Here is a 20,924-nt window from a genome sequence, read left to right on the forward strand (position 1 = left end):
GGGCCGGACGCGCCGCCGAGGCCGGGCCAGACGGGCCGCCGAGGACGGGCCGGACAGGCCGCCGAGGCCGGGTCGGCCGGGTGGGCCCGGGCCGGTCTGCCGCGGCCGGTTCAGTCCGGCAGCAGCGTGCCCCTGCGGGAGAGCAGGAACTTCTTGAAGGCCGCGACCGGGGGTGTGTCCGGGCGGCCCGCCAGCCAGGCCACGCCGATCTCCCGGGCCGCCCTCGGGGCGGTGACCGTCAGTTCCACCACGCCGGGGCGCGGGACCGCCGGCGGGGGCAGCAGTGCGACGCCCAGGCCCGCGGCGACGAGCCCGCGCAGGGTCTCCGCCTCCTCGCCCTCGAACGCCACCCGGGGCCGGAAACCGGCCCGGCTGCACAGGTCGTCGGTGATGCGGCGCAGACCGTAGCCGGGTTCCAGGGTCACGAAGGTGTCGTCGGCGGCCTCCGCGAGCCGGACGCGGCGGCGGCCGGCCAGCCGGTGATCGGCGGGCACCACCAGGCGCAGCTTCTGCTCGTCCAGGCGCCGGGCCACGAGGTCGGGCGCGTCCGGGACCGGGGAGGTCAGGCACAGGTCGAGGTCACCCGCGCGCAGGCGCTCCAGCATGGCCTCGCCGTAGTTCTGCACCAGCGCGAAGCGGATGCGCGGATGGTCGGCGCGGAAGGCCTGCAGGAGGCCGGGCACGGTCTCCGCGCCCATGGTGTGCAGGAAGCCGAAGGCGACCTTGCCGGTGGCCGGGTCGGCGTCGGCGCGGACCTCCTCCGCCGCCCGCCCCACCTCGGCCAGGGCGCGTTCCACGGAGCCGAGGAAGGTGCGCCCCGCCGGGGTGAGGGAGAGGGTCCGTCCGTGCCGGGCGAACAGGTCGACGCCGAGGTCCTGTTCCAGCCGGACCATCGCCCGGGAGAGCGTGGACTGCGGCACCTGCATCTCCTGCGCGGCCCGCGTGACGTGCTCGGTCCGGGCCACGCCCGCGAAGTACGCGAGGCGAGGCGCCAGCAACATCACCATGTCTTCTGTGTCACCGGACTGTGACAGGCGGGCCGCTGACCTCTGCTGATGCATCATGGGAACGATTATGGCGAATTCGTGCATTGGACGGATCAGCCGGGGCCTCCGTACGTTCGAGGCATGTCTTCCGTCAGTACCGGGGCGTCCACGCGGGTGGACGCCGGCCCGAACGTTCCCTCCTCCCCGACCACCGTCGAGACCCGGATGTCACCGGGCGGCCCCGGCTACCGCCGGATGAGCCTCGCCCTCTTCCTCGCCGGGGTGGCGACCTTCGCGCTGCTGTACTCGACGCAGGCCCTGCTGCCGCTGATCTCCGGCGACCTCGGGGTGAGCGCGGGCGACGCGAGCTGGACGGTGGCTGCGGCGACCGGCGGACTGGCGCTGTTCGTGCTGCCGATGAGCGCCCTGTCCGAGCGCTACGGCCGGCGGACGGTCATGACGGGCTCCCTGGCCGTCGCGGTCACCCTCGGGGTGCTGGTGCCCTTCGCCCCGTCCCTGGGCGTCCTGGTGGCACTGCGGGCCCTCCAGGGGGCCGCGCTGGCCGGGCTGCCGGCGTCGGCGACCGCCTATCTCGCGGAGGAGGTCAGGCCCCGGGCCCTGGTCACCGCGATCGGGCTGTTCGTGGCGGGCAACAGCGTCGGCGGCATGAGCGGCCGGGTCATCACCGGCTGGGTGGCGCAGGAATGGGGCTGGCGGGTCGCCGTCGCCGTCATCGGGGTGCTCGCGGTGGCCTGCGCGGTGGCGTTCCGGCTGCTGCTGCCCGCGCCGCGGCACTTCCGCCCGGGCTCGCTGCGCCCGGCCGTCCTGGTGCGCACGGTCCGCGGCCACCTCGCCGACCCCCTGCTGCGCCGGCTGTACGCGATCGGTGCCCTGTTCATGACGGTGTTCGGCGGTGTCTACACCGTCATCGGCTACCGCCTGACCGAGGCGCCGTTCTCCCTCCCGCAGGGCATCGTCGGGTCGATCTTCCTGGTGTACCTGGTGGGCACGGTGTCGGCGTCGGCGGCGGGCCGCCTGGTGAGCCGGCTGGGCCGCCGGGGCGCGCTCTACGCGGGCGGCGCGACGACCGCGGCGGGTCTGCTGCTGTCCCTGGCCGACTCGCTCCCCCTGGTGCTGCTGGGCCTGGTCCTGATCACGGCGGGCTTCTTCGCCGGTCACGCGGTGGCGTCCTCGGCGGTCGGCCGGACCGCCACGCACGGGCGGGCGCAGGCGTCGGCGCTCTACCAGTCCGCCTACTACGTGGGCTCCAGCGTCGGCAGCACCGTGGGGGCGCTCGCCTTCCACAGCGGCGGCTGGGCCGGGACGGTGGGCGTCGGACTGGTCGCGGTGGCGGGCGTCGGGGCGATCACCCTGCTCGGCACCCGGGCGGCACGGGTGGAACACCGCCTGGCGAAGGCCGCCTGACACCCCCGCTCCCCCCGTCACGATCATGCCCTGACCTGCGTGTTCTCCCGCTCGGCGGGCCGTTGTCAGTGGGCTGCGGTAGCTTCCGAAGTGCTGGATGCGACGACGCACCACGGACAGGCCACAGGGGCGGGTGGACGATGACGAACGGCACGGCGACGACGACGGACCTGGACACCAGGCTGGAGGCCCACCGGGTCGAACTGACCGGGTACTGCTACCGGATGCTGGGCTCCTCCTTCGAGGCGGAGGACGCCGTGCAGGACACGATGGTCCGGGCCTGGCGCAGCTTCGACAAGTTCGAGGGGCGTTCCAGCCTGCGCTCCTGGCTGTACCGCATCGCCACCAACGTCTGCCTGGACATGCTCACGGCGGGCAACAAGCGGGCCCGCCCGATGGATCTGACGGAGTCGACGCCGCTCGCCCAGGCCGCCCTGTCGCCGCGTCCGGACCACACCTGGCTGGAGCCGGCCCCGGACGCCCGCGTGCTGCCGACCGTCGAGGACCCGGCGGAGGCGGCGGTCGCGAAGGAGTCCGTGCGCCTCGCGTTCATGGCCGCGCTCCAGCAACTGCCGCCGAAGCAGCGGGCGGTGCTCATCCTGAGGGAAGTGCTGGCCTGGAAGGCGAGCGAGGTCGCCGAACTGCTGGACACCTCGGTCGCCTCGGTCAACAGCGCCCTCCAGCGGGCCCGGGCGACGCTGGCCGAGCGTCGCCGTCCGGGCGACGACGCGGCCGTCTCCGACCCGCTGGACGAGGAGCAGCAGAAGCTGCTGGACCGGTACATGGCCGCCTTCGAGGGCTACGACATGTCGGCCCTGACCGCGCTGCTCCACGAGGACGCCATCATGACGATGCCGCCGTTCGACCTGTGGCTGACCGGCGCCGGGGACATCACCGGCTTCATGACGACCATGGGCGCCCCCTGCGCCCACTCGCGGCTCGTGCCGCTCCAGGTCAACGGCCTGCCCGGGTTCGCCCAGTACAAGCCCGACCCGGAGGCCGGCGGGTACACGCCGTGGGCGGTGCAGGTCCTGGAGATCTCAGACGGGCGGATCACGGGATTCCACTGCTTCCTCGACACCCAGCGGTTCTTCCCGCTGTTCGGGCTGCCCCTCCACCTCGAAGCGGAGACCGACCAGGTCGAGCAGGACGCGTAGCGCGGGGTCGGGGTCGCGCAGCCGGATCCGCCCGCCCGTCCTGCGCGCCAGCAGCTCCAGACGGGCGAGCAGGTTCACGGCCGCGAGCCCCGGCGGCCCCAGCCCGGCCACATCGCACACGACCACCCCGCAGGCTCCGCTCCCGCCGTCCAGCAGGGCCCGCAGCGCGTCGCAGGGTCCCGCGACCCCGTCCCGGGTGACGGGGCCCTGCAGGACGAGTACGGGCGGTGTCATGGCATCCACGACCGGTAGACCGGGCGGGGCCGCGGAACTCATCGCGCCCCCGCGCCGCGTGGCCGGGCCGCCGCGAGGATCACATTGACCCGGGCACGGCCGCCCCCGGATGGTTGCCTGTATGTGCCACAGACCCCCTCCGCCCGCGTCCGGTGCCGTGCTCCGCCGTGAGGGGCCGCCGTGCAGGGGGTGCTGAGCGGTTTCGCCGTGATCGCCGTCGTCATCGGCGCCGGCTACCTCATCGGCCGCCGCGGGTACCTCGGGCCGCAGGGCAGTGACGTCCTGACCCGGCTCGCCTTCCGGGTGGCGTCACCGGCGCTGCTGTTCACGATCCTGGCCGACGCCGACCTGTCGGTCGTCTTCTCCAGCCGCCTCCTGGTCACGGCCCTGAGCGCGGTGGGCGTGGCCGGCGTCTTCGTGGCGGTCGGTGTGGCACGCCGCTGGGGCGTCGCCCGCACCACCATCGGCGCCCTGTGCTCCGGCTACGTCAACGCGGGCAACCTGGGCATCCCGATCGCCGTGTACGTCCTCGGCGACGCCTCCCTGGTCGCACCGGTCCTGCTGTTCCAGCTCGTCGGCGTCACCCCGGTCGCGCTCACCGTCCTCGACCTGTCCACCGCCGGCACCAAGGGCTCACCCCTCCAACGGCTCCTCACCCCACTCCGCAACCCCATCGCGGTCGGCTCCCTGGCGGGCGTGGCGGTGTCGGCCACGGGCCTGCGGATCCCCGGCCCGGTCATGGACCCCCTCACCCTCATCGGCAACATGGCCGTCCCGGCGGTCCTCCTCGCCTTCGGCATCTCGCTGCGCGGCAGCACCCTCCCCCTGCGCGGCGGCGAGCGCGGCGCGGTCCTGCTCGCCGTGACCCTGAAGTCCTTCGTCCAGCCCGCCATCGCCTGGGCCCTGGCAGCCGGCGTCTTCGGCCTGCGCGGCCCCCTCCTCCTCGACGTGGTGGTCACCTCCGCCCTCCCGGCCGCCCAGAACCTCTTCACCTACGCGACCAGCTACCGCACGGGCGAGACCCTCGCCCGGGAGACGATCCTGGTCTCCACCGTGCTGTCGGTCCCGGTCCTGGTGGTGGTGGCGGCACTGCTGGGGTGAGCCGGCTGAGCGGGGATGTCCTCACGCCGGACGCGGGCGGTTCCGGCCGGCCGGGGGTCAGGAGGCCGCGGGTCCGGGAGGCTGCGGCACCGCGGGCCGCAGGGCGGGCGGCAGGGGCGCGGAGTGCACGATGTGCAGGCGGGAGACCGCCCGGGTCAGGGCCACGTACAGGCGGTTCATGCCACGGGGCTCGGCCTCGACCACGGCCGACGGCTCGACCAGGACCACGTGGTCGTACTCCAGTCCCTTGGCGGCGGACGCCGGCACCACGGTGACGCGGGCTCCCGGCGTACCGGGTCCGGCTGCCGGAATCCCCGCCCCGGCGAGAGCGCGGCGCAGTGTCTCCACCGCGGAGTCGGCGGCGACGACGCCGATGGAGCCCTCGTGTTCCCTCGCGGTCTTCACGGCCGTGACCGTGGCGGCGACCGGGTCGCGGACCGCCTCGATCCGCACGTCTCCGTCGCGGCGCCGGGAGCGGACGGGTGGCACCCGCGTGCCGAGGTGCCGCAGCAGGGCGTTGGCGAGCCCGGCGACGGCGCCCGGGACCCGGAACCCCGTGGTGAGCGGGGTGACGACGGCGTCCGGTTTCCCCAGGTGGGCGAGGAATTCGGGCCAGTCGCGCGCGGCCCACGGGGTGGTGCCCTGGGCGAGGTCCCCGAGGACGGTGACGGACCCGAAGGACGACCTGCGGGCGATGGCCCGGCACTGCATGGGGGACAGGTCCTGCGCCTCGTCGACCACGACGTGCGCGTATCCCTCGGGGCGCGCGATCAGACCGGCGAGCTCGTCGAGCAGGACGAGGTCCGCCGCCGACCAGCGGGCCGAACGCGCCGAGCGCGGCGGCGCGGACCAGGCGACGGCCTGCTGCTCGTCCTCTCCGAGGACGCCGTCGGCAGCGGCGGCCAGCGCGTCCGGCCGGCTGAACAGGCCGTACAGGACCTCCTCCGGCCGTACGGCGGGCCAGACGGTGTCGAGCAGGGCGGTGACCGGGCGGGCCCGGGCGACCTTGCGGAGCCAGGTGTGGGAGCGGGGGCCGCCGCGGCGCTCGGCCCGGTGCTGAACGGCCCGGACGACGCGGTCGCGGACGCGGTCCCGGCCCACGCCGTAGGCGGGTTCCTCGGCGAGCACGTCCCGCACGATGCTCTCCAGCTCCTCCGGGGGGACGCGCCACCGGTAGGAACCGTCCGGCAGGACGAGCGGCTGCGTCACTCCGGCGTTCACCCGTGCGTAGAGCGCGCGGCGCAGCACCTCCGCCATGCGGATGTCGTGCTTGACGACCGCGCCGGCGCTGCTGTCCCGCGCCGTGACCGGATGCCGGGCGATCTCGTCGTCGAGGGTGGACTGCCGGACCCCGGTCTCCCCGAGAGCGGGCAGCACTTCGGAGATGTAGGAGAGGAAGGCCCGGTTGGGGCCGAGGACGAGCATGCCGCGGCGCTGGATGCGCTCGGGATACGTGTACAGGAGGTAGGCGGCGCGGTGCAGCCCGACCGCGGTCTTGCCGGTGCCGGGGGCTCCCTGCACGCAGAGGGAGCGGGCGAGGTCCTCCCGTACCAGGTCGTCCTGTTCGGGCTGGATGGTCGCGGCGATGTCGCGCATGGGACCGATGCGTGGGCGCTCGATCTCCCGGGTGACGAGGTCGCTCTCGGCCGCCTCCCCCTCACCGAGGTGTTCGTCCTCCAGACCGGTGAGATCCGCCGGGTCCCCGCGACCTGCGGGTGACCAGCCGAAGCGGCGCCGGACGGCGACGCCCTGAGGGGCGCGGGCGCTCGCCCGGTAGAAGGCGCGCGCCACGGGGGCGCGCCAGTCGACGACCAGGGGCGGGGCGGACGGATCGGCGGTGACCCGGAGCCGCCCGATGTGGTAGCTCTGCCCGGCATGGTCCCCCGCGCTCCCCGGATCCGGTGCGAAGTCGAGGCGGCCGAAGAACAGCGGGCCCTCGGGCAGTTCACCGAACTCCTTGGCCCGGCTGCGCAGCCGACGGCCGAGCACTTCGGCGTCGGCGCCGGACGCGGCGGTGTCCTCACCGACCACCACCTGCTCCCGCGCTCCCTCGGCCATCGCCTCCCATGCCGTACGGCAGACGTCGTGGTAGGCGCGTTCCCGGGCGAGGGCATCACTGAGTACGGGGTCGGAGCGTGACATGCTCCGAGCGTAATGCAACCGAGTAACGTTTTTTACTCGGTTGCATTATTCGGGCCGGCCAGATCCGGCAGTCCCGCCTCCAGCCGGCCGAACGCCGAACGGGCCACCGTCACGGCCTCGGGATACAAGGCGTCCGCCGCACCGCCCGCGGTGATGGCGCGCCAGTTCTCCTGCGCGAGGACGCGTCGGACGGCCACGATCTGACCGGCGGCCAGACGCGCCCGGACGCCACCCCCGAACTCCCGGTCCAGAACCTCGGCAAGGGCGTTCTCGTCCCGCTCCACATGAGCGTGCAGGCGCGCCACCAGGGACGGTGTGCCGTACAGCAGCCGGTGGAAGGCGAGGACGTCCGGATCGTCGTTCAGGCCGGTGACCGGGTCACGCCGGTCGAGCCCGTCCAGGAAATGGCGCCGCAGGGCCTCCAGCGGAGACTGCCCGGCCGGGCGCCCCGCGACCACCCGGCCGGCCTCCCCCACGTGGTCGGCCAGCCGGTGCAGAACGAGGTCCTCCTTGGCCGGGAAGTACCGGAAGAGCGTCGGCTTGGAGACGTCGACCGCGGCCGCGACATCGGCGACGGTCACCTGCTCGTACCCGCGTTCCAGGAAGAGGCCGATGGCCGTGTCCGACAGCCGACGGTACATCTGCCGCTTCTTGCGCTCGCGCAGCCCACCCTCGTCGCCCATGCCCCGAAGCGTACGCAGCGTCCGCCGGTCCTCCGATCCGCCTCCCGGCCTGCGTCACGGCGTTGTCCCGCCGGCGCACTCAGGGGGCCGGGAACTCCGCGGTGTCGATCACGAGGTCGAAGGGGGCGGGGAGGATCAGCGGCTCACCGAACTTCGCCGTGAGCAGGGGCCGGTAGACGTCACCCTTGGGGTCGCCGTAGAGGGTCGCGGCCGGGCCGTCGGGGGCCCAGCGGTCGACCAGGAGGAACAGCGGGATGCCCGCGGCGGCGTAGGCGGCGGGCTTGCTCACGCGGTCATGGCGGGCGTTGGACTTGGAGGTGACCTCGACGACCAGTTCCGCCATAGCGGCGGGGATGTGAGTGTCCGACTCCGTGTGCTCACGCCGCGGAGCCACCACGAGGTCCGGAATCAACATGCCGAGGCGTGACGGCACGGCGATGGCCAGCGTCTGGAAGATTCCCATGTCCTCGGAGATCACGGAATAGAGGCGACGCTGAATACTCTCCGCGATGAGATTGTGGCGGAAAGCGGGAGCAGGTGACACGGTGACGATCCCCTCGATGATCTCCACCCTGCTGCCCTCGGGCCATTCCATCTCCTCCCAGAACCGGACGAGGTCGTCCCAGCTCTGTTCGGGGTCCTGGCTCACGGTGAGTGCGCTCATGGCGGTCTCCTTCGGTGCGTCACCGAGTACAGCATGCCGAAACGGGACCGGCGGGGTCCACCGGTCCCGTTCACCCGATCGGGGAAAGCGCAGGTCAGGCGATGCGTTCCAGCACCACGGGGGTGGGGGTGAAGTCCGTGCCGGGGGCGGCGATGTCGTAGGAGCCGTCGAGTGCCGTGAGGGCGTAGTCGAAGCGGTCGGGGGCGTCGGTGTGGAGGGTGAGGAGGGGCTGGCCCTCGGTCACCTCGTCGCCGGGGCGGGCGTGGAGTTCGACGCCGGCGCCGGCCTGCACCGGGTCCTCCTTGCGGGCGCGGCCCGCGCCGAGGCGCCAGGCGGCGACGCCGATGTCGTAGGCGTCGAGGCGGGTCAGGACGCCGGAGGAGGCGGCCTTGACGACGTGCTGCTCGCGGGCGACGGGGAGTTCGGCGTCCGGGTCGCCGCCCTGGGCGGTGATCATGCGGCGCCAGACGTCCATCGCGGAGCCGTCGGCCAGGGCCTTCGCCGGGTCGGCGTCCTTCAGGCCGGCCGCGTCGAGCATCTCGCGGGCCAGGGCGAGGGTCAGTTCGACGACGTCGGCGGGGCCGCCGCCGGCGAGGACCTCGACCGACTCGCGGACCTCCAGGGCGTTGCCGGCGGTCAGGCCGAGGGGGGTGGACATGTCGGTGAGCAGGGCGACCGTCTTCACGCCGGAGTCGGTGCCGAGGCCGACCATGGTGCGGGCGAGTTCGCGGGCGTCGTCGAGGGTCTTCATGAAGGCGCCGGTGCCGACCTTCACGTCCAGGACCAGGGAGCCGGTGCCCTCGGCGATCTTCTTGGACATGATGGAGGAGGCGATCAGCGGGATGGCCTCGACGGTGCCGGTGACGTCGCGCAGGGCGTAGAGCTTCTTGTCGGCGGGGGCGAGCCCGTCGCCCGCCGCGCAGATGACGGCGCCGGTGGTGTCCAGGACGTGCAGCATCTCCTCGTTGGAGAGCAGGGCGCGCCAGCCGGGGATGGACTCCAGCTTGTCGAGGGTGCCGCCGGTGTGGCCGAGGCCGCGGCCGGAGAGCTGGGGCACGGCCGCGCCGCAGGCGGCGACCAGGGGGGCCAGCGGAAGGGTGATCTTGTCGCCGACGCCCCCGGTGGAGTGCTTGTCGGCGGTGGGGCGGGACAGCGAGGAGAAGTCCATGCGCTCGCCGGAGGCGATCATCGCCGCCGTCCAGCGGGAGATCTCGCGCCGGTTCATACCGTTGAGGAGGATCGCCATGGCGAGCGCCGACATCTGCTCGTCGGCCACCTCCCCGCGGGTGTAGGCGTCGATGACCCAGTCGATCTGCTCGTCGGTGAGTTCGGCGCGGTCCCGCTTGGTGCGGATGACGGAGATGGCGTCCATGGCCATGCTGGCGTTCCTTCCGGGGTGCGAAGGGTGCGGCCCCTTCGAGCGACGGTACCGGCCGTCGCTCTCGGGGGCCGCTGGGCGTTACTTGGTGAGGTGCTGCGGGCCGAAGGGCTGGGGCAGCATCTCCGACAGCGGCCGGATGCCCGCCGGGGTCTCCAGCAGCAGGTCCGGGCCGCCGAACTCGTACAGCAGCTGCCGGCAGCGGCCGCACGGGACGAGGATCTCGCCCCGGCCGTCCACGCAGGTGAAGTGCGTGAGCCGGCCGCCTCCGGTGCGCTGCAGCTCGGAGACCAGCCCGCACTCGGCGCACAGGCCGAGTCCGTAGCTGGCGTTCTCCACGTTGCAGCCGGAGACGGTGCGCCCGTCGTCGACGAGGGCGGCCACGCCGACCGGGTAGCCCGAGTAGGGGACGTACGCGTGGGTCATCGCCTCGCGGGCGAGGGCGCGCAGGGCCTCCCAGTCGGCGTCCGCCGCGGCCGGGGTCACTTGCCCTGTCCCTTCCGGTACGGCATGCCGTTCGCCCTGGGCATCCGCAGCCGTTGCGCGGACAGGGCGAGCACGACCAGCGTGATGACGTACGGCGTGGCGGCCACGACCTGGTTGGGGACCTCGTTGGTGCCGGCGTACCAGGCGTAGACGAGGGCGCCGACGACGAAGGTGATCGCCGCGTGGACGTACTTCTTGCGGATCGCCAGCCAGATCGCGCCGATGACCAGCAGCAGCGCGCCGAGCAGCAGCAGGGCGTGCACATTGGCGGAGCCGCCGCGCAGGTTGAGGCTGTCGGTGTAGCCGAACAGGCCGGCGCCGATGGCGAGGCCGCCCGGCATCCAGTTGCCGAAGATCATCGCGGCGAGGCCGATGTAGCCGCGGCCGCTGGTCTGGCCCTCCAGGTAGAAGGGGTTGGCGACGATGGACAGGAAGACACCGCCGAGGCCGGCCAGCGCACCGGAGATGATCACGGCCAGGTACTTGTACTTGTAGACGTTGACGCCGAGGGACTCCGCCGCGATCGGGTTCTCACCGCAGGAGCGCAGGCGCAGGCCGAACGCGGTGCGCCACAGGATGTACCAGGTGGCCGGGACGAGCGCGACGGCGATCAGGGTCAGCCAGGACACGTTGGTGACCAGGCCGCCGAGCAGTCCCGCGATGTCCGAGACGAAGAACCAGCCCTTGGCGTTGAGGTCCCGCAACGCCTCGGAGAGTCCCGGCACCGTGAAGCTGCCGAGCGACTCGACCGCCGGGGACTGCTTGGCGGAGCCGCCCTGGTGGCCCTCGAAGGCCAGCGGGGCGAGGTAGCGGGTGGCGCCCAGGGCGAGGATGTTGATCGCCACACCGGAGACGATGTGGTTGACGTTGAAGGTGACGGTGACGAGGGCGTGCAGCAGGCCGCCGAGCGCGCCGCCGATGAGGCCGACGAGGACGCCGGTCCACGGACCCCACTGGAATCCGGCCCAGGCACCGAACCAGGTGCCGAGGATCATCATGCCCTCGAGGCCGATGTTGACGACGCCCGCGCGCTCCGCCCACAGACCGCCGAGGCCGGCGAGGCCGATCGGGACGGCGAGCTGGAGGGCGGTGGACATCTGGCTGACGTTGGTGATGCCGTTGGCGCCGGTGATCAGGCGGACGATCGAGGTCAGCGCCAGGGCTCCGGCGATGACCAGGAGCAGCACCGGCAGCGACATGCGGCGGCCGGTCGGCGCCGTGGGCTGCAGCGACGGCTGGTTGACGTCGGTCGCAGTGGTCGGAGCAGTCATCGGCCGGCCACCTCCTTCGTGTTGTTGTCGGCGCCCAGGACGTGTCCGGCGGCGAGCTCCGCGCCGACACGGCGCTGCTGGCGGCGCAGGCCCCACTCGCGGACGGCCTCGTAGGAGACGACGACCGAGAGGACGATCAGGCCCTGCATGATGACCGCGATCTCCTTGTCGTAGCCGTGGAAGTCCAGCTCGGGGGACGCCTTGTCGAGCCAGGCCCACAGCACGGCGGCGAAGGCGATGCCGACCGGGCTGTTGCGGCCGAGCAGGGCGATGCCGATGCCGAGGAAGCCGATGCCGGTGGGGAAGTTGAGGCTGTAGGTGTGGGTGTCGCCGAGGAGGATCGGCAGGCCGGCGAGTCCGGCGATGGCGCCGGAGAGCAGCATGGCGGTGAGGACCATGCGCTTGGGGCTGACCCCGCTGGCCGCGGCGGCGGACTCGGAGGCGCCGGAGGCGCGCAGGTCGAAGCCGAACCGGGTGCGGTTGAGGACGATCCAGTAGCCGATGCCGAGCACCACGGCGAGGAGGACCAGGCCGTAGATCTCCCCCGCGTCGCCCATGTCGAGGCCCGGGACCCAGCCGGACTCGTTCATCTCGCCGGTGGTGTTGTTGTTGCCGACCTTGACGCCGAAGACGCTGGGCAGCCACAGGTAGCCGATGACGGCGGTGGCGATCGCGTTGAGCATGATCGTGGCGACGACCTCGCTGACCCCGCGGGTGACCTTCAGGACACCGGCGATGCCGGACCAGAAGGCGCCGGTGAACACGGCGGTCAGGAGCAGCAGCGGGATCTGCAGGGCGGCCGGCAGGTCGGCGTGGGCACCGACGATGGCGGCCATCATGGCGGCGAGCTGGTACTGGCCGTCGACGCCGATGTTGAACAGGTTCATCCGGAAGCCGATGGCCACCGCCAGGGCCGCGATGTAGTACATCGACGCCTGGTTGATGATCAGGACCTGGATGTCCGAGTAGGTCGCCTGCTGGAACATCAGAGCGAACGGCTCGGTGGGGTTCTTGCCGGAGGCGAGCAGCACGATCGCGCTCAGCACGAAGGCCACGGCGAGCGCGATGACCGGTCCGGCCACCGCCAGGAGCACGCGCTCCTTGTCGAACTTCTTCATCAGCGGGCCTCGTCTTCCGGAGACTCGGGGGCGTCGGCCGAGGTCTCGGGGGTCTCTTCGTGTTCGAGGTGGCCGGTGGCGGCACCGGTCATGGCGGTGCCGAGTTCCTCCGGGGTGACGGTCGCGGGGTCGGCGTCCGCGACCAGCTTGCCGTCGTAGATGACGCGGAGGGTGTCGGACAGGCCGATCAGCTCGTCGAGGTCGGCCGAGATCAGCAGGACGGCCAGTCCCTCGCGGCGGGCCTCGCGGATGTGGTCCCAGATGGCGGCCTGCGCGCCGACGTCCACACCGCGGGTGGGGTGCGCGGCGATCAGGAAGCGCGGCTTGTGGCTCATCTCGCGGCCGACGATCAGCTTCTGCTGGTTGCCGCCGGACAGGGAGGCAGCGGTGACGTCGATGCCCGGGGTGCGGACGTCGTACGTCTTGACGATGCGGCGCGTGTCCTCCTGGGCGGCCTTGGGGTCCAGCCAGATGCCCTTGGCGTTGGGCTTCTCCGTGACGTGGCCGAGGATGCGGTTCTCCCAGAGGGGGGCCTCCAGGAGCAGGCCGTGGCGGTGGCGGTCCTCGGGGATGTAGCCGATGCCCTCCTCGCGGCGCCTGCGGGTGCTCCAGGCGGTGATCTCCTCGTCGGCGAGCCGGATGACGCCGGAGTCGGCGGCCCGCAGGCCGATCAGCGCGTCGACGAGTTCGGTCTGGCCGTTGCCCTCCACGCCGGCGATGCCCAGGATCTCACCCTCGTGGATGGTGAAGGTGATGTCGTCGAGCAGGGGCTTGCCGCCCGGGGCGGTCAGGCGGAGCTTGTCGACGGCGATGACGGGACGGTCGGTGACCGTCGACTCGCCCTTCTCCGGGCTGGGCAGCTCGCTGCCGACCATCATCTCGGCGAGTTGCCGGGAGGTGGTCTCGGCGGGCACCGCGGTGCCGACGGTGGTGCCGCGGCGGATGACGGTGATCTCGTCGGCGACGGAGAGGACCTCGCCCAGCTTGTGGGAGATGAAGATGACCGACAGGCCCTCGGACTTCAGCTCGCGGAGGTTGTCGAAGAGGGCGTCCACCTCCTGCGGGACCAGGACGGCGGTGGGCTCGTCGAGGATCAGGGTGGTCGCGCCGCGGTAGAGGACCTTGAGGATCTCCACGCGCTGGCGGGCGGCGACACCGAGCTCCTCGAGCAGGACGTCGGGGCGCACGTCGAGGCCGTAGCGCTCGGAGAGCTCCTTGATCTTGCGGCGGGCCCGGGCGCCGATGCCGTACAGCTTCTCGCTGCCGAGCACGACGTTCTCGAGGACGGTGAGGTTGTCGGCGAGCATGAAGTGCTGGTGCACCATGCCGATGCCGCGCGCGATGGCGTCGGCGGGTGAGCCGAAGGTGACCTGCTCGCCGTCGACGGCGATGGTGCCCTCGTCCGGCTTCTGCATGCCGTAGAGGATCTTCATCAGGGTCGACTTGCCGGCGCCGTTCTCGCCCACGAGGGCATGGACGGTGCCCTTGCGGACACTGAGGTGGATGTCGTGGTTGGCCACGACACCGGGGAATCGCTTCGTGATCCCGGCGAGTTCGACGGCGGTCTGACCGTTGACCGCCGCTCCGGCCGGAGGGCTGCTGGACGCTTTGATGGCGCACTCTCCTGGGGACGGGGGCCTTCTACGCGCGTAGCGCCCCTACGGCATACAAAGGGGTGGCGCACCGAACCGACGGGGTGCGGAGAGCCAGGCTCCCCGCACCCCGTGGCGCGGACGCAACCCCGGAGTGACACGCTGCTCAGGGTCGTTCGGAGGGGGTGTCAGCTGGACTTGACCTTGATGTCGCCGCTGATGATCTTCTCCTTGGCCTTCTCGATGGCTGCCTGGAGCTCGGCGTCGTCCGCGAACTTCGGGTTGGAGTTCGACAGGCTCACCTCACCCGTCTTCAGATCGCCCTTGACGATACCGGTCGCGGGCTTGCCGTCCTCGACCGACTGCGCCAGGTTGTACACCGCCTTGGCGACGTCCTTCATCGCCGAGGTGAGGATCGAGTCCTTGTACTTGGCGAGGGCTTCCTGCTTGTACTGGTCGGAGTCGACACCGATCGCCCACACCTTGTTGGCGGCGGCGGCCTCGATGACGCCCTGGCCCGAGAGACCGGCGGCCGCGTAGACGACGTCGGCCTTCTTCTCGATCTGGCCCTCGGCGGCGCTCTTGCCCTTGTCGGGGCTGGAGAAGCCGCCCTCCTCCGCGGTCTGCGTCAGGAACTGCGAGATGACCTTGGCCTTCGGGTTGGTGTCCTTGACACCCTGCTCGAAGCCCGCGCGGAACTTGTGGATCAGCGGGATGTCCACACCGCCGATGAAGCCGACCACGTCGGTCTTGGTGGTCTCGGCCGCGGCGACGCCGGCCAGGTAGGACGCCTCCTCCTCGGAGAAGACCAGGTCCGCGACGTTGTCCGCCTCGACGGTGGCGTCGTCGACGATGCCGAAGGTGGTGTCCGGGAACTTCTCCGCGGCACCCTTCACGGCGGCGGCGTAGGCGTAGCCCACCCCGATGACGGGGTTGTAGCCCTGCTTGGCCAGCGAGGCGAGGCGCTGTTCCTTGTCCGCGTCCGTCTCGCCGTCGGTGGGCTCGACGTCGGCGGTCTTGTAGCCGAACTCGTCCTGGGCCTTCTTCAGGCCCGCGTAGGCGGCGTCGTTGAAGGACTGGTCGCCGCGGCCGCCAACGTCGTACGCGATGGCCAGGCCCTTGTCCTCCTTCGACCCGGAGGAGTCCGAGGAGGAGGAGGTCGAGGTGCCGCCGCAGGCGGAGAGAGCGAGGGCCAGGGAGGCGGTCGCTGCGCCTGCGACCGTGATCCGGGAAATCCGGCGCATGGTGTGGTGCTCCTGTCGTACAAGCGCCGGACGGTTTCAGCAACGGCGCTGGCTTCGCCGCAGATTAACGCGCGTAGACCTGCCTGAAAACCCCTTCTGTCCACCTTGTTATGCGCCCGTGGCCAAGCCGCCGTACGCCCTGGCCACGGCGTTGCCGACTGCGAAGAGGAGGTGGCCCTGAGTGATGTGAGAGGGGCCACTGCGGACACGGCGAAGCGGGCGGGTGCCTCTCGGTCACCCGCCCGCTTCGCGTGCGTTCCTCCCGGTCCCGCCGGCCCCCCGCCGGTGCCCGCCGGGCACCTCGGACCGCCGGCGACGCCCGGCTGCTGCGGCTACTCCGTCTTGACGGTGATCGTCCCGTCGACGATGCCCTTCTTGGCCTCGGCCACGGCGTCGGTCAGGCCCGGGACCTCGGCCATCTTCGGGTTGCTGTCGGACAGGCCCACGCCGTCCACCTTGAGGTCGAAGACCTGGGTGCCGGTCAGCGGCTTGTCGTCCTGGACGGACTTGGCGAGGGCGTACACCGCCCCGCCGACGTCCTTCAGGGCGGAGGTGAGGATGTAGTCCTTGTAGGGCGCGAGAGCTTCCTGCTTGTACTGGTCGGAGTCGACACCGATCGCCCAGACCTTCGCCTTGGCGGCGGCCTCGATGACACCCTGCCCGGACAGACCGGCCGCCTGGTAGATGACGTCGGCCTTCTTCTCGATCTGGCCCTCGGCGGCGGCCTTGCCCTTGTCGGGGCTGGAGAAGCCGCCCTCCTCGGCCGTCTGGGTCAGGTACTGGGGGATGACCCTGACCTTCGGGTCGGTGGCCTTGACGCCCTGCTGGAAGCCGGCCTCGAACTTGTGGATCAGCGGGATGTCCACACCGCCCACGAAGCCGACGACGTCGGTCTTGGTGGCCTTGGCGGCAGCGACGCCCGCGAGGTAGGACGCCTGCTCCTCGGCGAAGACCAGGGAGGCGACGTTGTCGCCCTCGACCACGGAGTCGACGATGCCGAAGGTGGTCTTCGGGTACTTGGCGGCGACCGCCTCCATCGCCGGACCATAGGCGAAGCCGACGCCGATCACGGGGTTGTAGCCCTGCTTGGCCAGCGAGGACAGGCGCTGCTCCTTGTCCGCGTCCGTCTCGCCCTCGGTGGGCTCGACGTCGGCGGTCTTGTAGCCGAACTCCTTCTGGGCCTTCTGCAGACCCGCGTAGGCGGCGTCGTTGAAGGACTGGTCGCCCTTTCCGCCGATGTCGTAGGCGATGGCGAGACCGAGGTCCTCCTTGGAGCTGCCGCCGCTGTCGCCGTTGTCACTGCTGGTGCCGCCGCAGGCCGTGGCGGCGAGTGCGAGCGACGCGACCCCCACCGCGACGCGAGTCAGTTTCGATGTCCGACGCATCTGAAGTTCCCCATTCTCCAAAGCCCCGCAGCGGGTGCTCGGTTCGGCGCACATTAACGCGCGTAGACACTCCTGGGAACGGGGTTTCGCGGGGCCGTTATCCATTCGTGCCGCTGGCCGGTTACGCCCTTGTGAACCAGGGGGACCGCCGGGGCGGAAAGGGGGCAATCGGTGAGGCGCGCATGCCTGACGGCACGCCACCACGCTGCCCCCGCCCCGCCACAGCCGCAACCCGGAGGGGCGGACGGGGGACGGGAGGGGCGGGAGGAACGGGTGGGACGGGAGAGCCGGTGTCCCCCGGTTCCGCGCTCGATCTCGCGAACGGACTCGATAACGGACTTGATCTGGAGCGCGCTCCAGATCCAAGGATGAAGGGCATGGACCTCGACACCACTGCTTCCCGCATCGTCCTCGGGACGATGGACTTCGGCACCCGCGTCGGCCAGGAGGAAGCCTTCGCGATCCTCGATTCCTTCGTCGGCGGAGGCGGCGTCTGGCTCGACACCGCGAACTGCTACTCCTTCTGGGTCGATTCCAGCGGCCTCGGCGGTGCCAGCGAGCGGGTCATCGGCGCCTGGCTCCGGTCCCGCCCCGGCGCACGCGACACGGTGCGGATCGCGACGAAGGTCCGCCATGACCCGCTCGTCGCGCACTCCTGGCCCCGGAGCGCCGAAGGGCTGTCCGCCCCCGCCGTCCGCAGGGGCGTCGAGGGGAGCCTGGAGCGTCTCGGGGTCGACCACGTCGATCTCCTGTGGGCTCACGCCGAGGACCGGACCGTGCCGCTGGAGGAGACCGTCGGCGCGTTCGGCGAGCTGGTCACGAAGGGGACGGTGCTGCGCGTCGGGGCCGCCAATCACGCCGCCTGGCGCGTCGAGCGCGCCCGGTCGCTCGCCCGCGAGCAGGGCGTGGCACCGTGGACGGCCCTGCAGCTGCGCCACTCGCTCGTCCAGCCGCGTCCCCTCACCCCGCTCGCGGAGAGCGGCCATCGCCTGCTCACCGAGGAGGACCTGGACCTCGCGCGGTCGGAGGGGCTCACCGTGTGGTCGTACAGCTCGCTGATGTGGGGTTCCTACGTGCGCGCCGACAAGCCGCTGCCACAGACCTATGATCACCCCGGCACCACCCGGGTGCTCGCGGTGCTGGACGACGTGGCCGGCGAACTGGCGGCCACTCGGAACCAGGTCGTCCTCGCCTGGCTGATGCACCGGGGGATCGACCCCATCGTCGGGGTGAGCCGGGTGGAGCAGATCGAGGAGGCACTCGCCGCACGCCGTGTGCGGCTGAGCGACGAGCACCTGGCGCGCTTCGCCGAAGCCCGCTGACGACGGTCGGACAAGGAGCCCCGTGACCACGCGCCTCACCCCGGCAGCGGCGGCCGGCCGCACCGGCATCTCCCTCGACACCCTGCGCTACTACGAACGCGAGGGGCTCATCGGACCGATCCGGCGCTCCCCCGGTGGGCGCAGGGAGTACACCGAGGACGACATCTTCTGGATCGGCCTGGTCACGTGCCTGCGGGACGCCGGCCTCGGCATCGCGGACCTGCGGGAGTTCGTGGCCATTCTGCGCACCGACCGTTCCGCGCAGGACCGGGTCGCCTTCCTGCGCGAGCACCGGGCCACCCTGGAGCAGCGCGTGGCGGCACTGCGCCGGGCCATGGAGGTCCTCGACGACAAGATCGCCTACTACAGCCGGCCCTAGGCCGACCCAGGGTCTCTCGTCAGCGCAGCGTGTCCAGCAGGGCGGCGGCGGTGAAGAGCTCGACGCCCACGGTGATGGCGTGCTCGTCGACGTCGAAGTCACCCTGGTGCAGGTCACGCACGGTGCGCTCGCCCGGGGGGCGCACGCCGAGGCGGGCCATCGCGCCGGGGACGTGCTCCAGGTACCAGGAGAAGTCCTCGCCGCCGAGGCTCTGTTCGGTGCCCTCGACGGACTCCACCCCGCGCCGCGCGATCATGGCGTCGCGGAGCAGTTCGGTCACTCCGGCCTCGTTGACGACCGGGGGCACGCCGCGCACGTAGTTGATCTCCGACTTGGCCCGGTGCAGGTTGGCGACCTCGTCGATGGCGGCGACCACGACGTCGGCGGCCTGCCGCCAGGTCTCCAGGTCCAGGCAGCGCACGGTGCCGGAGAGTTCGGCGTGCTGCGGGATCACGTTGGGCGCGTGGCCGGATTCGATCCGGCCCCAGGTGACGGCGAGGCCGCTGCGGGTGTCGACGCGCCGGCCGACCAGGGCGGGCACGTCGGTGACGACCCGGGCGGCGGCGGTGACCAGGTCGGTGGTCAGGTGCGGGCGGGCGGTGTGCCCGCCGGGGCCGTCGAGGGAGATCTCCAGACGGTCGCACGCCGAGGTGATCGGCCCCTGGCGCAGCCCGATCCGGCCCGCGTCGACCCGCGGGTCGCAGTGCACGGCGATGATCCGGCCGACGCCGTCGAGCGCGCCGTCCGCGATGACGTCGGCGGCACCGCCGGGCAGCACCTCCTCGGCGGGCTGGAAGATCAGCCGCACGGGCCGGGTCAGCAGCCCCTGCCGGTGCAGGTCGGCGAGGATCAGCCCGGCGCCCAGGACGACGGTGGTGTGCACGTCGTGACCGCAGGCGTGCGCGCGGTCGGGCACGGTGGACCGGTACGGGCAGTCGGTCTTCATGTCGGGGATCGGCAGGCCGTCGATGTCGGCCCGCATGGCGAGCACCCGGTCCGCGCCGGGGATCTCGCCCACGCCGATGTCACAGATCAGTCCGGTCCCGCTGGAGAGCACCCGCGGCCGGAGACCGGCGCGCTCGAGCCGCTCCTTGATCGCCGCGGTGGTGCGGAACTCCTGGTGGCCGAGTTCCGGGTGCCGGTGCATGTCGCGCCGGAACAGGACGAGCTCGGCACGGAGCTCCTCGGGCAGCGCGCCGGGAAGCACGGCTCCGCCGGCGAGTTCGATCTCGGACTCCAGTGACATCAGTGGCTTCACCCTTTGAAGAGTAGGGCGCCAGCGACCTCGACCGGTGCTCGATCAAGAAAAATCAGTCCGTTAGGGGAAGAAAAACCGGCCGCCCTACGCATAGCTGTGCGTGTGGCTGGGTAAACTGCCGCTCCTCCGCGGGGTTGAGGGCCCTCCACACCCGCCGGGACGTGAGATCGATCACAGTCCCGGCCTCCGGCGGCGAGAGAACAGGCCACCCCTCCACCTTCCCACGGATACCACGCATCGCCCCGGCCACGCCGGTCGGTTCGCCCCGAGGACGCCCGGGGCCGAGATCCGGTCCCCTCGGCCGGGTCCCCGCCGTGGTGCCGTCCGCATCCCCTAGGGTGCGGCCCCATGTCCGCCGATCAGCCGGAGTTCCTCCGTGCCACGCGTGAGTCCTACGACGCCATCGCGGCGGAGTACACCGACCGCTCCGCCGACGAGTTGGCCGGACTGCCGCTGGAGCGCGCCCTGCTCGCCGCGTTCGCGGAACTGGCCCGGGCAGCCGCCCCGGCGGACGCCACCCCGCCCCCGGTCGCCGACCTCGGCAGCGGCCCCGGACACGTCACCGCGCGCCTGCACGACCTGGGGCTGCCCGTCTTCGGGGTCGACCTCTCGCCGCGCATGGTGGCCCTGGCCCGCCGGGCCCATCCCCGCCTGCGCTTCCACGTCGGCACGATGACCTCGCTGGACCTGCCGGACGCGACGCTGGGCGGCATCGTGGCGCTGTACTCCGTCATCCACGTGCCGGACGGCCACCTGGCCGCACTGTTCGCCGAGCTCCACCGGGTCCTGCTCCCGGGCGCCCCGGTCCTGCTCGCCTTCCAGTCCGGGGACGTGGACGAACGGGCCCACGTGGCGGAACGCTTCGGCCACGCCGTCTCCCTGGACTGCCACTGGCGCACCCCGGAGACGGTGACCGGCCACCTCCGCAAGGGCGGACTGGACGTCACGGCCCGGATGCTGCGCGCACCGGGGCCCGGGGAGACCCGCCCCCGGGCCCTGCTGCTGGCCCGGCGCCCACCCGCCGGCCCGGACGACGGCGACGGCACGCGGACGGGCAGCGGCTGACGGCTCGGGGACCCACGGCGACCGACGGCGCGGG

General features: G+C 72.1%; 19 protein-coding genes. 6 read left to right on the forward strand and 13 right to left on the reverse strand.

Features of this window, described 5'->3' with window-relative positions; genetic code table 11:
- Positions 1–110: 110 nt before the first annotated feature.
- Positions 111–1,064, reverse strand: coding sequence for a LysR family transcriptional regulator (locus G3I53_RS00650; RefSeq protein ID WP_164437923.1), 954 nt, complete (start codon positions 1,062–1,064; stop codon positions 111–113).
- Positions 1,065–1,127: 63 nt separating this feature from the next.
- On the opposite strand from G3I53_RS00650, the gene G3I53_RS00655 reads away from it, so the two are divergent.
- Positions 1,128–2,411, forward strand: coding sequence for an MFS transporter (locus tag G3I53_RS00655; RefSeq protein ID WP_164333615.1), 1,284 nt, complete (start codon positions 1,128–1,130; stop codon positions 2,409–2,411).
- A 140-nt stretch (positions 2,412–2,551) separates the two neighbouring features.
- Entirely contained in the window at positions 2,552–3,568 is a 1,017-nt protein-coding gene (locus G3I53_RS00660; protein ID WP_164333614.1) for a sigma-70 family RNA polymerase sigma factor, read from the forward strand.
- Here G3I53_RS00660 and G3I53_RS00665 read toward each other — a convergent pair.
- Positions 3,452–3,844, reverse strand: a complete 393-nt coding sequence (locus G3I53_RS00665) for an STAS domain-containing protein (RefSeq protein ID WP_164333613.1) — start codon at positions 3,842–3,844, stop codon at positions 3,452–3,454. The genes G3I53_RS00660 and G3I53_RS00665 overlap by 117 nt on opposite strands.
- 138 nt (positions 3,845–3,982) lie before the next feature.
- Here G3I53_RS00665 and G3I53_RS00670 point away from each other — a divergent pair, with 138 nt between their 5' ends.
- Positions 3,983–4,903 (forward strand): AEC family transporter, encoded by a 921-nt coding sequence (locus G3I53_RS00670; protein WP_164333612.1) that lies wholly within the window; start codon positions 3,983–3,985, stop codon positions 4,901–4,903.
- 57 nt (positions 4,904–4,960) lie between these two features.
- Here G3I53_RS00670 and G3I53_RS00675 read toward each other — a convergent pair whose 3' ends face one another.
- The 10 genes from G3I53_RS00675 to G3I53_RS00720 form a co-directional block, all read right to left on the reverse strand.
- Positions 4,961–7,045: an ATP-binding domain-containing protein gene (locus G3I53_RS00675; protein ID WP_164333611.1), complete on the reverse strand. Its 2,085-nt coding sequence runs from the start codon at positions 7,043–7,045 to the stop codon at positions 4,961–4,963.
- Between the two features lie 32 nt (positions 7,046–7,077).
- Positions 7,078–7,728 carry a TetR/AcrR family transcriptional regulator gene (locus G3I53_RS00680; RefSeq protein WP_164333610.1) on the reverse strand — a complete coding sequence of 217 codons (651 nt, stop codon included), beginning with the start codon at positions 7,726–7,728 and terminating at the stop codon, positions 7,078–7,080.
- Positions 7,729–7,807: 79 nt separating this feature from the next.
- Positions 7,808–8,392 (reverse strand): Uma2 family endonuclease, encoded by a 585-nt coding sequence (locus G3I53_RS00685; RefSeq protein ID WP_164333609.1) that lies wholly within the window; start codon positions 8,390–8,392, stop codon positions 7,808–7,810.
- A 94-nt stretch (positions 8,393–8,486) separates the two neighbouring features.
- On the reverse strand, positions 8,487–9,770 hold the full coding sequence (locus G3I53_RS00690; protein ID WP_164333608.1) for a thymidine phosphorylase: 1,284 nt from the start codon (positions 9,768–9,770) through the stop codon (positions 8,487–8,489).
- Positions 9,771–9,851: 81 nt separating this feature from the next.
- A complete protein-coding gene (locus G3I53_RS33535; RefSeq protein ID WP_164333607.1) occupies positions 9,852–10,256 on the reverse strand; it encodes a cytidine deaminase in 405 nt (134 codons plus the stop codon).
- Positions 10,253–11,527: an ABC transporter permease gene (locus tag G3I53_RS33540; RefSeq protein WP_164333606.1), complete on the reverse strand. Its 1,275-nt coding sequence runs from the start codon at positions 11,525–11,527 to the stop codon at positions 10,253–10,255. The genes G3I53_RS33535 and G3I53_RS33540 overlap by 4 nt, the downstream gene beginning before the upstream one ends.
- On the reverse strand, positions 11,524–12,645 hold the full coding sequence (locus G3I53_RS00705) for an ABC transporter permease (protein ID WP_164333605.1): 1,122 nt from the start codon (positions 12,643–12,645) through the stop codon (positions 11,524–11,526). The genes G3I53_RS33540 and G3I53_RS00705 overlap by 4 nt, the downstream gene beginning before the upstream one ends.
- Complete coding sequence (locus G3I53_RS00710; protein WP_164333618.1) at positions 12,645–14,258, reverse strand: ABC transporter ATP-binding protein; 1,614 nt, start codon at positions 14,256–14,258, stop codon at positions 12,645–12,647. The genes G3I53_RS00705 and G3I53_RS00710 overlap by 1 nt, the downstream gene beginning before the upstream one ends.
- Before the next feature lie 167 nt (positions 14,259–14,425).
- Complete coding sequence (locus G3I53_RS00715) at positions 14,426–15,481, reverse strand: BMP family ABC transporter substrate-binding protein (protein ID WP_164333604.1); 1,056 nt, start codon at positions 15,479–15,481, stop codon at positions 14,426–14,428.
- Positions 15,482–15,813: 332 nt separating this feature from the next.
- Positions 15,814–16,866 carry a BMP family ABC transporter substrate-binding protein gene (locus G3I53_RS00720; protein ID WP_164333603.1) on the reverse strand — a complete coding sequence of 351 codons (1,053 nt, stop codon included), beginning with the start codon at positions 16,864–16,866 and terminating at the stop codon, positions 15,814–15,816.
- Positions 16,867–17,234: 368 nt separating this feature from the next.
- On the opposite strand from G3I53_RS00720, the gene G3I53_RS00725 reads away from it, so the two are divergent.
- Positions 17,235–18,188: an aldo/keto reductase gene (locus G3I53_RS00725; RefSeq protein WP_203591705.1), complete on the forward strand. Its 954-nt coding sequence runs from the start codon at positions 17,235–17,237 to the stop codon at positions 18,186–18,188.
- Between the two features lie 22 nt (positions 18,189–18,210).
- On the forward strand, positions 18,211–18,567 hold the full coding sequence (locus tag G3I53_RS00730) for a MerR family transcriptional regulator (RefSeq protein WP_164333601.1): 357 nt from the start codon (positions 18,211–18,213) through the stop codon (positions 18,565–18,567).
- Between the two features lie 19 nt (positions 18,568–18,586).
- Here G3I53_RS00730 and G3I53_RS00735 read toward each other — a convergent pair whose 3' ends face one another.
- Positions 18,587–19,813 carry an amidohydrolase gene (locus G3I53_RS00735; RefSeq protein WP_164333617.1) on the reverse strand — a complete coding sequence of 409 codons (1,227 nt, stop codon included), beginning with the start codon at positions 19,811–19,813 and terminating at the stop codon, positions 18,587–18,589.
- Positions 19,814–20,173: 360 nt separating this feature from the next.
- On the opposite strand from G3I53_RS00735, the gene G3I53_RS00740 reads away from it, so the two are divergent.
- Complete coding sequence (locus tag G3I53_RS00740; RefSeq protein WP_164437924.1) at positions 20,174–20,890, forward strand: class I SAM-dependent methyltransferase; 717 nt, start codon at positions 20,174–20,176, stop codon at positions 20,888–20,890.
- Positions 20,891–20,924: the final 34 nt, after the last annotated feature.

Origin of the sequence: Streptomyces sp. SID14436 (assembly GCF_010548465.1) — a bacterium.
Classification (GTDB): Bacteria; Actinomycetota; Actinomycetes; order Streptomycetales; family Streptomycetaceae; genus Streptomyces.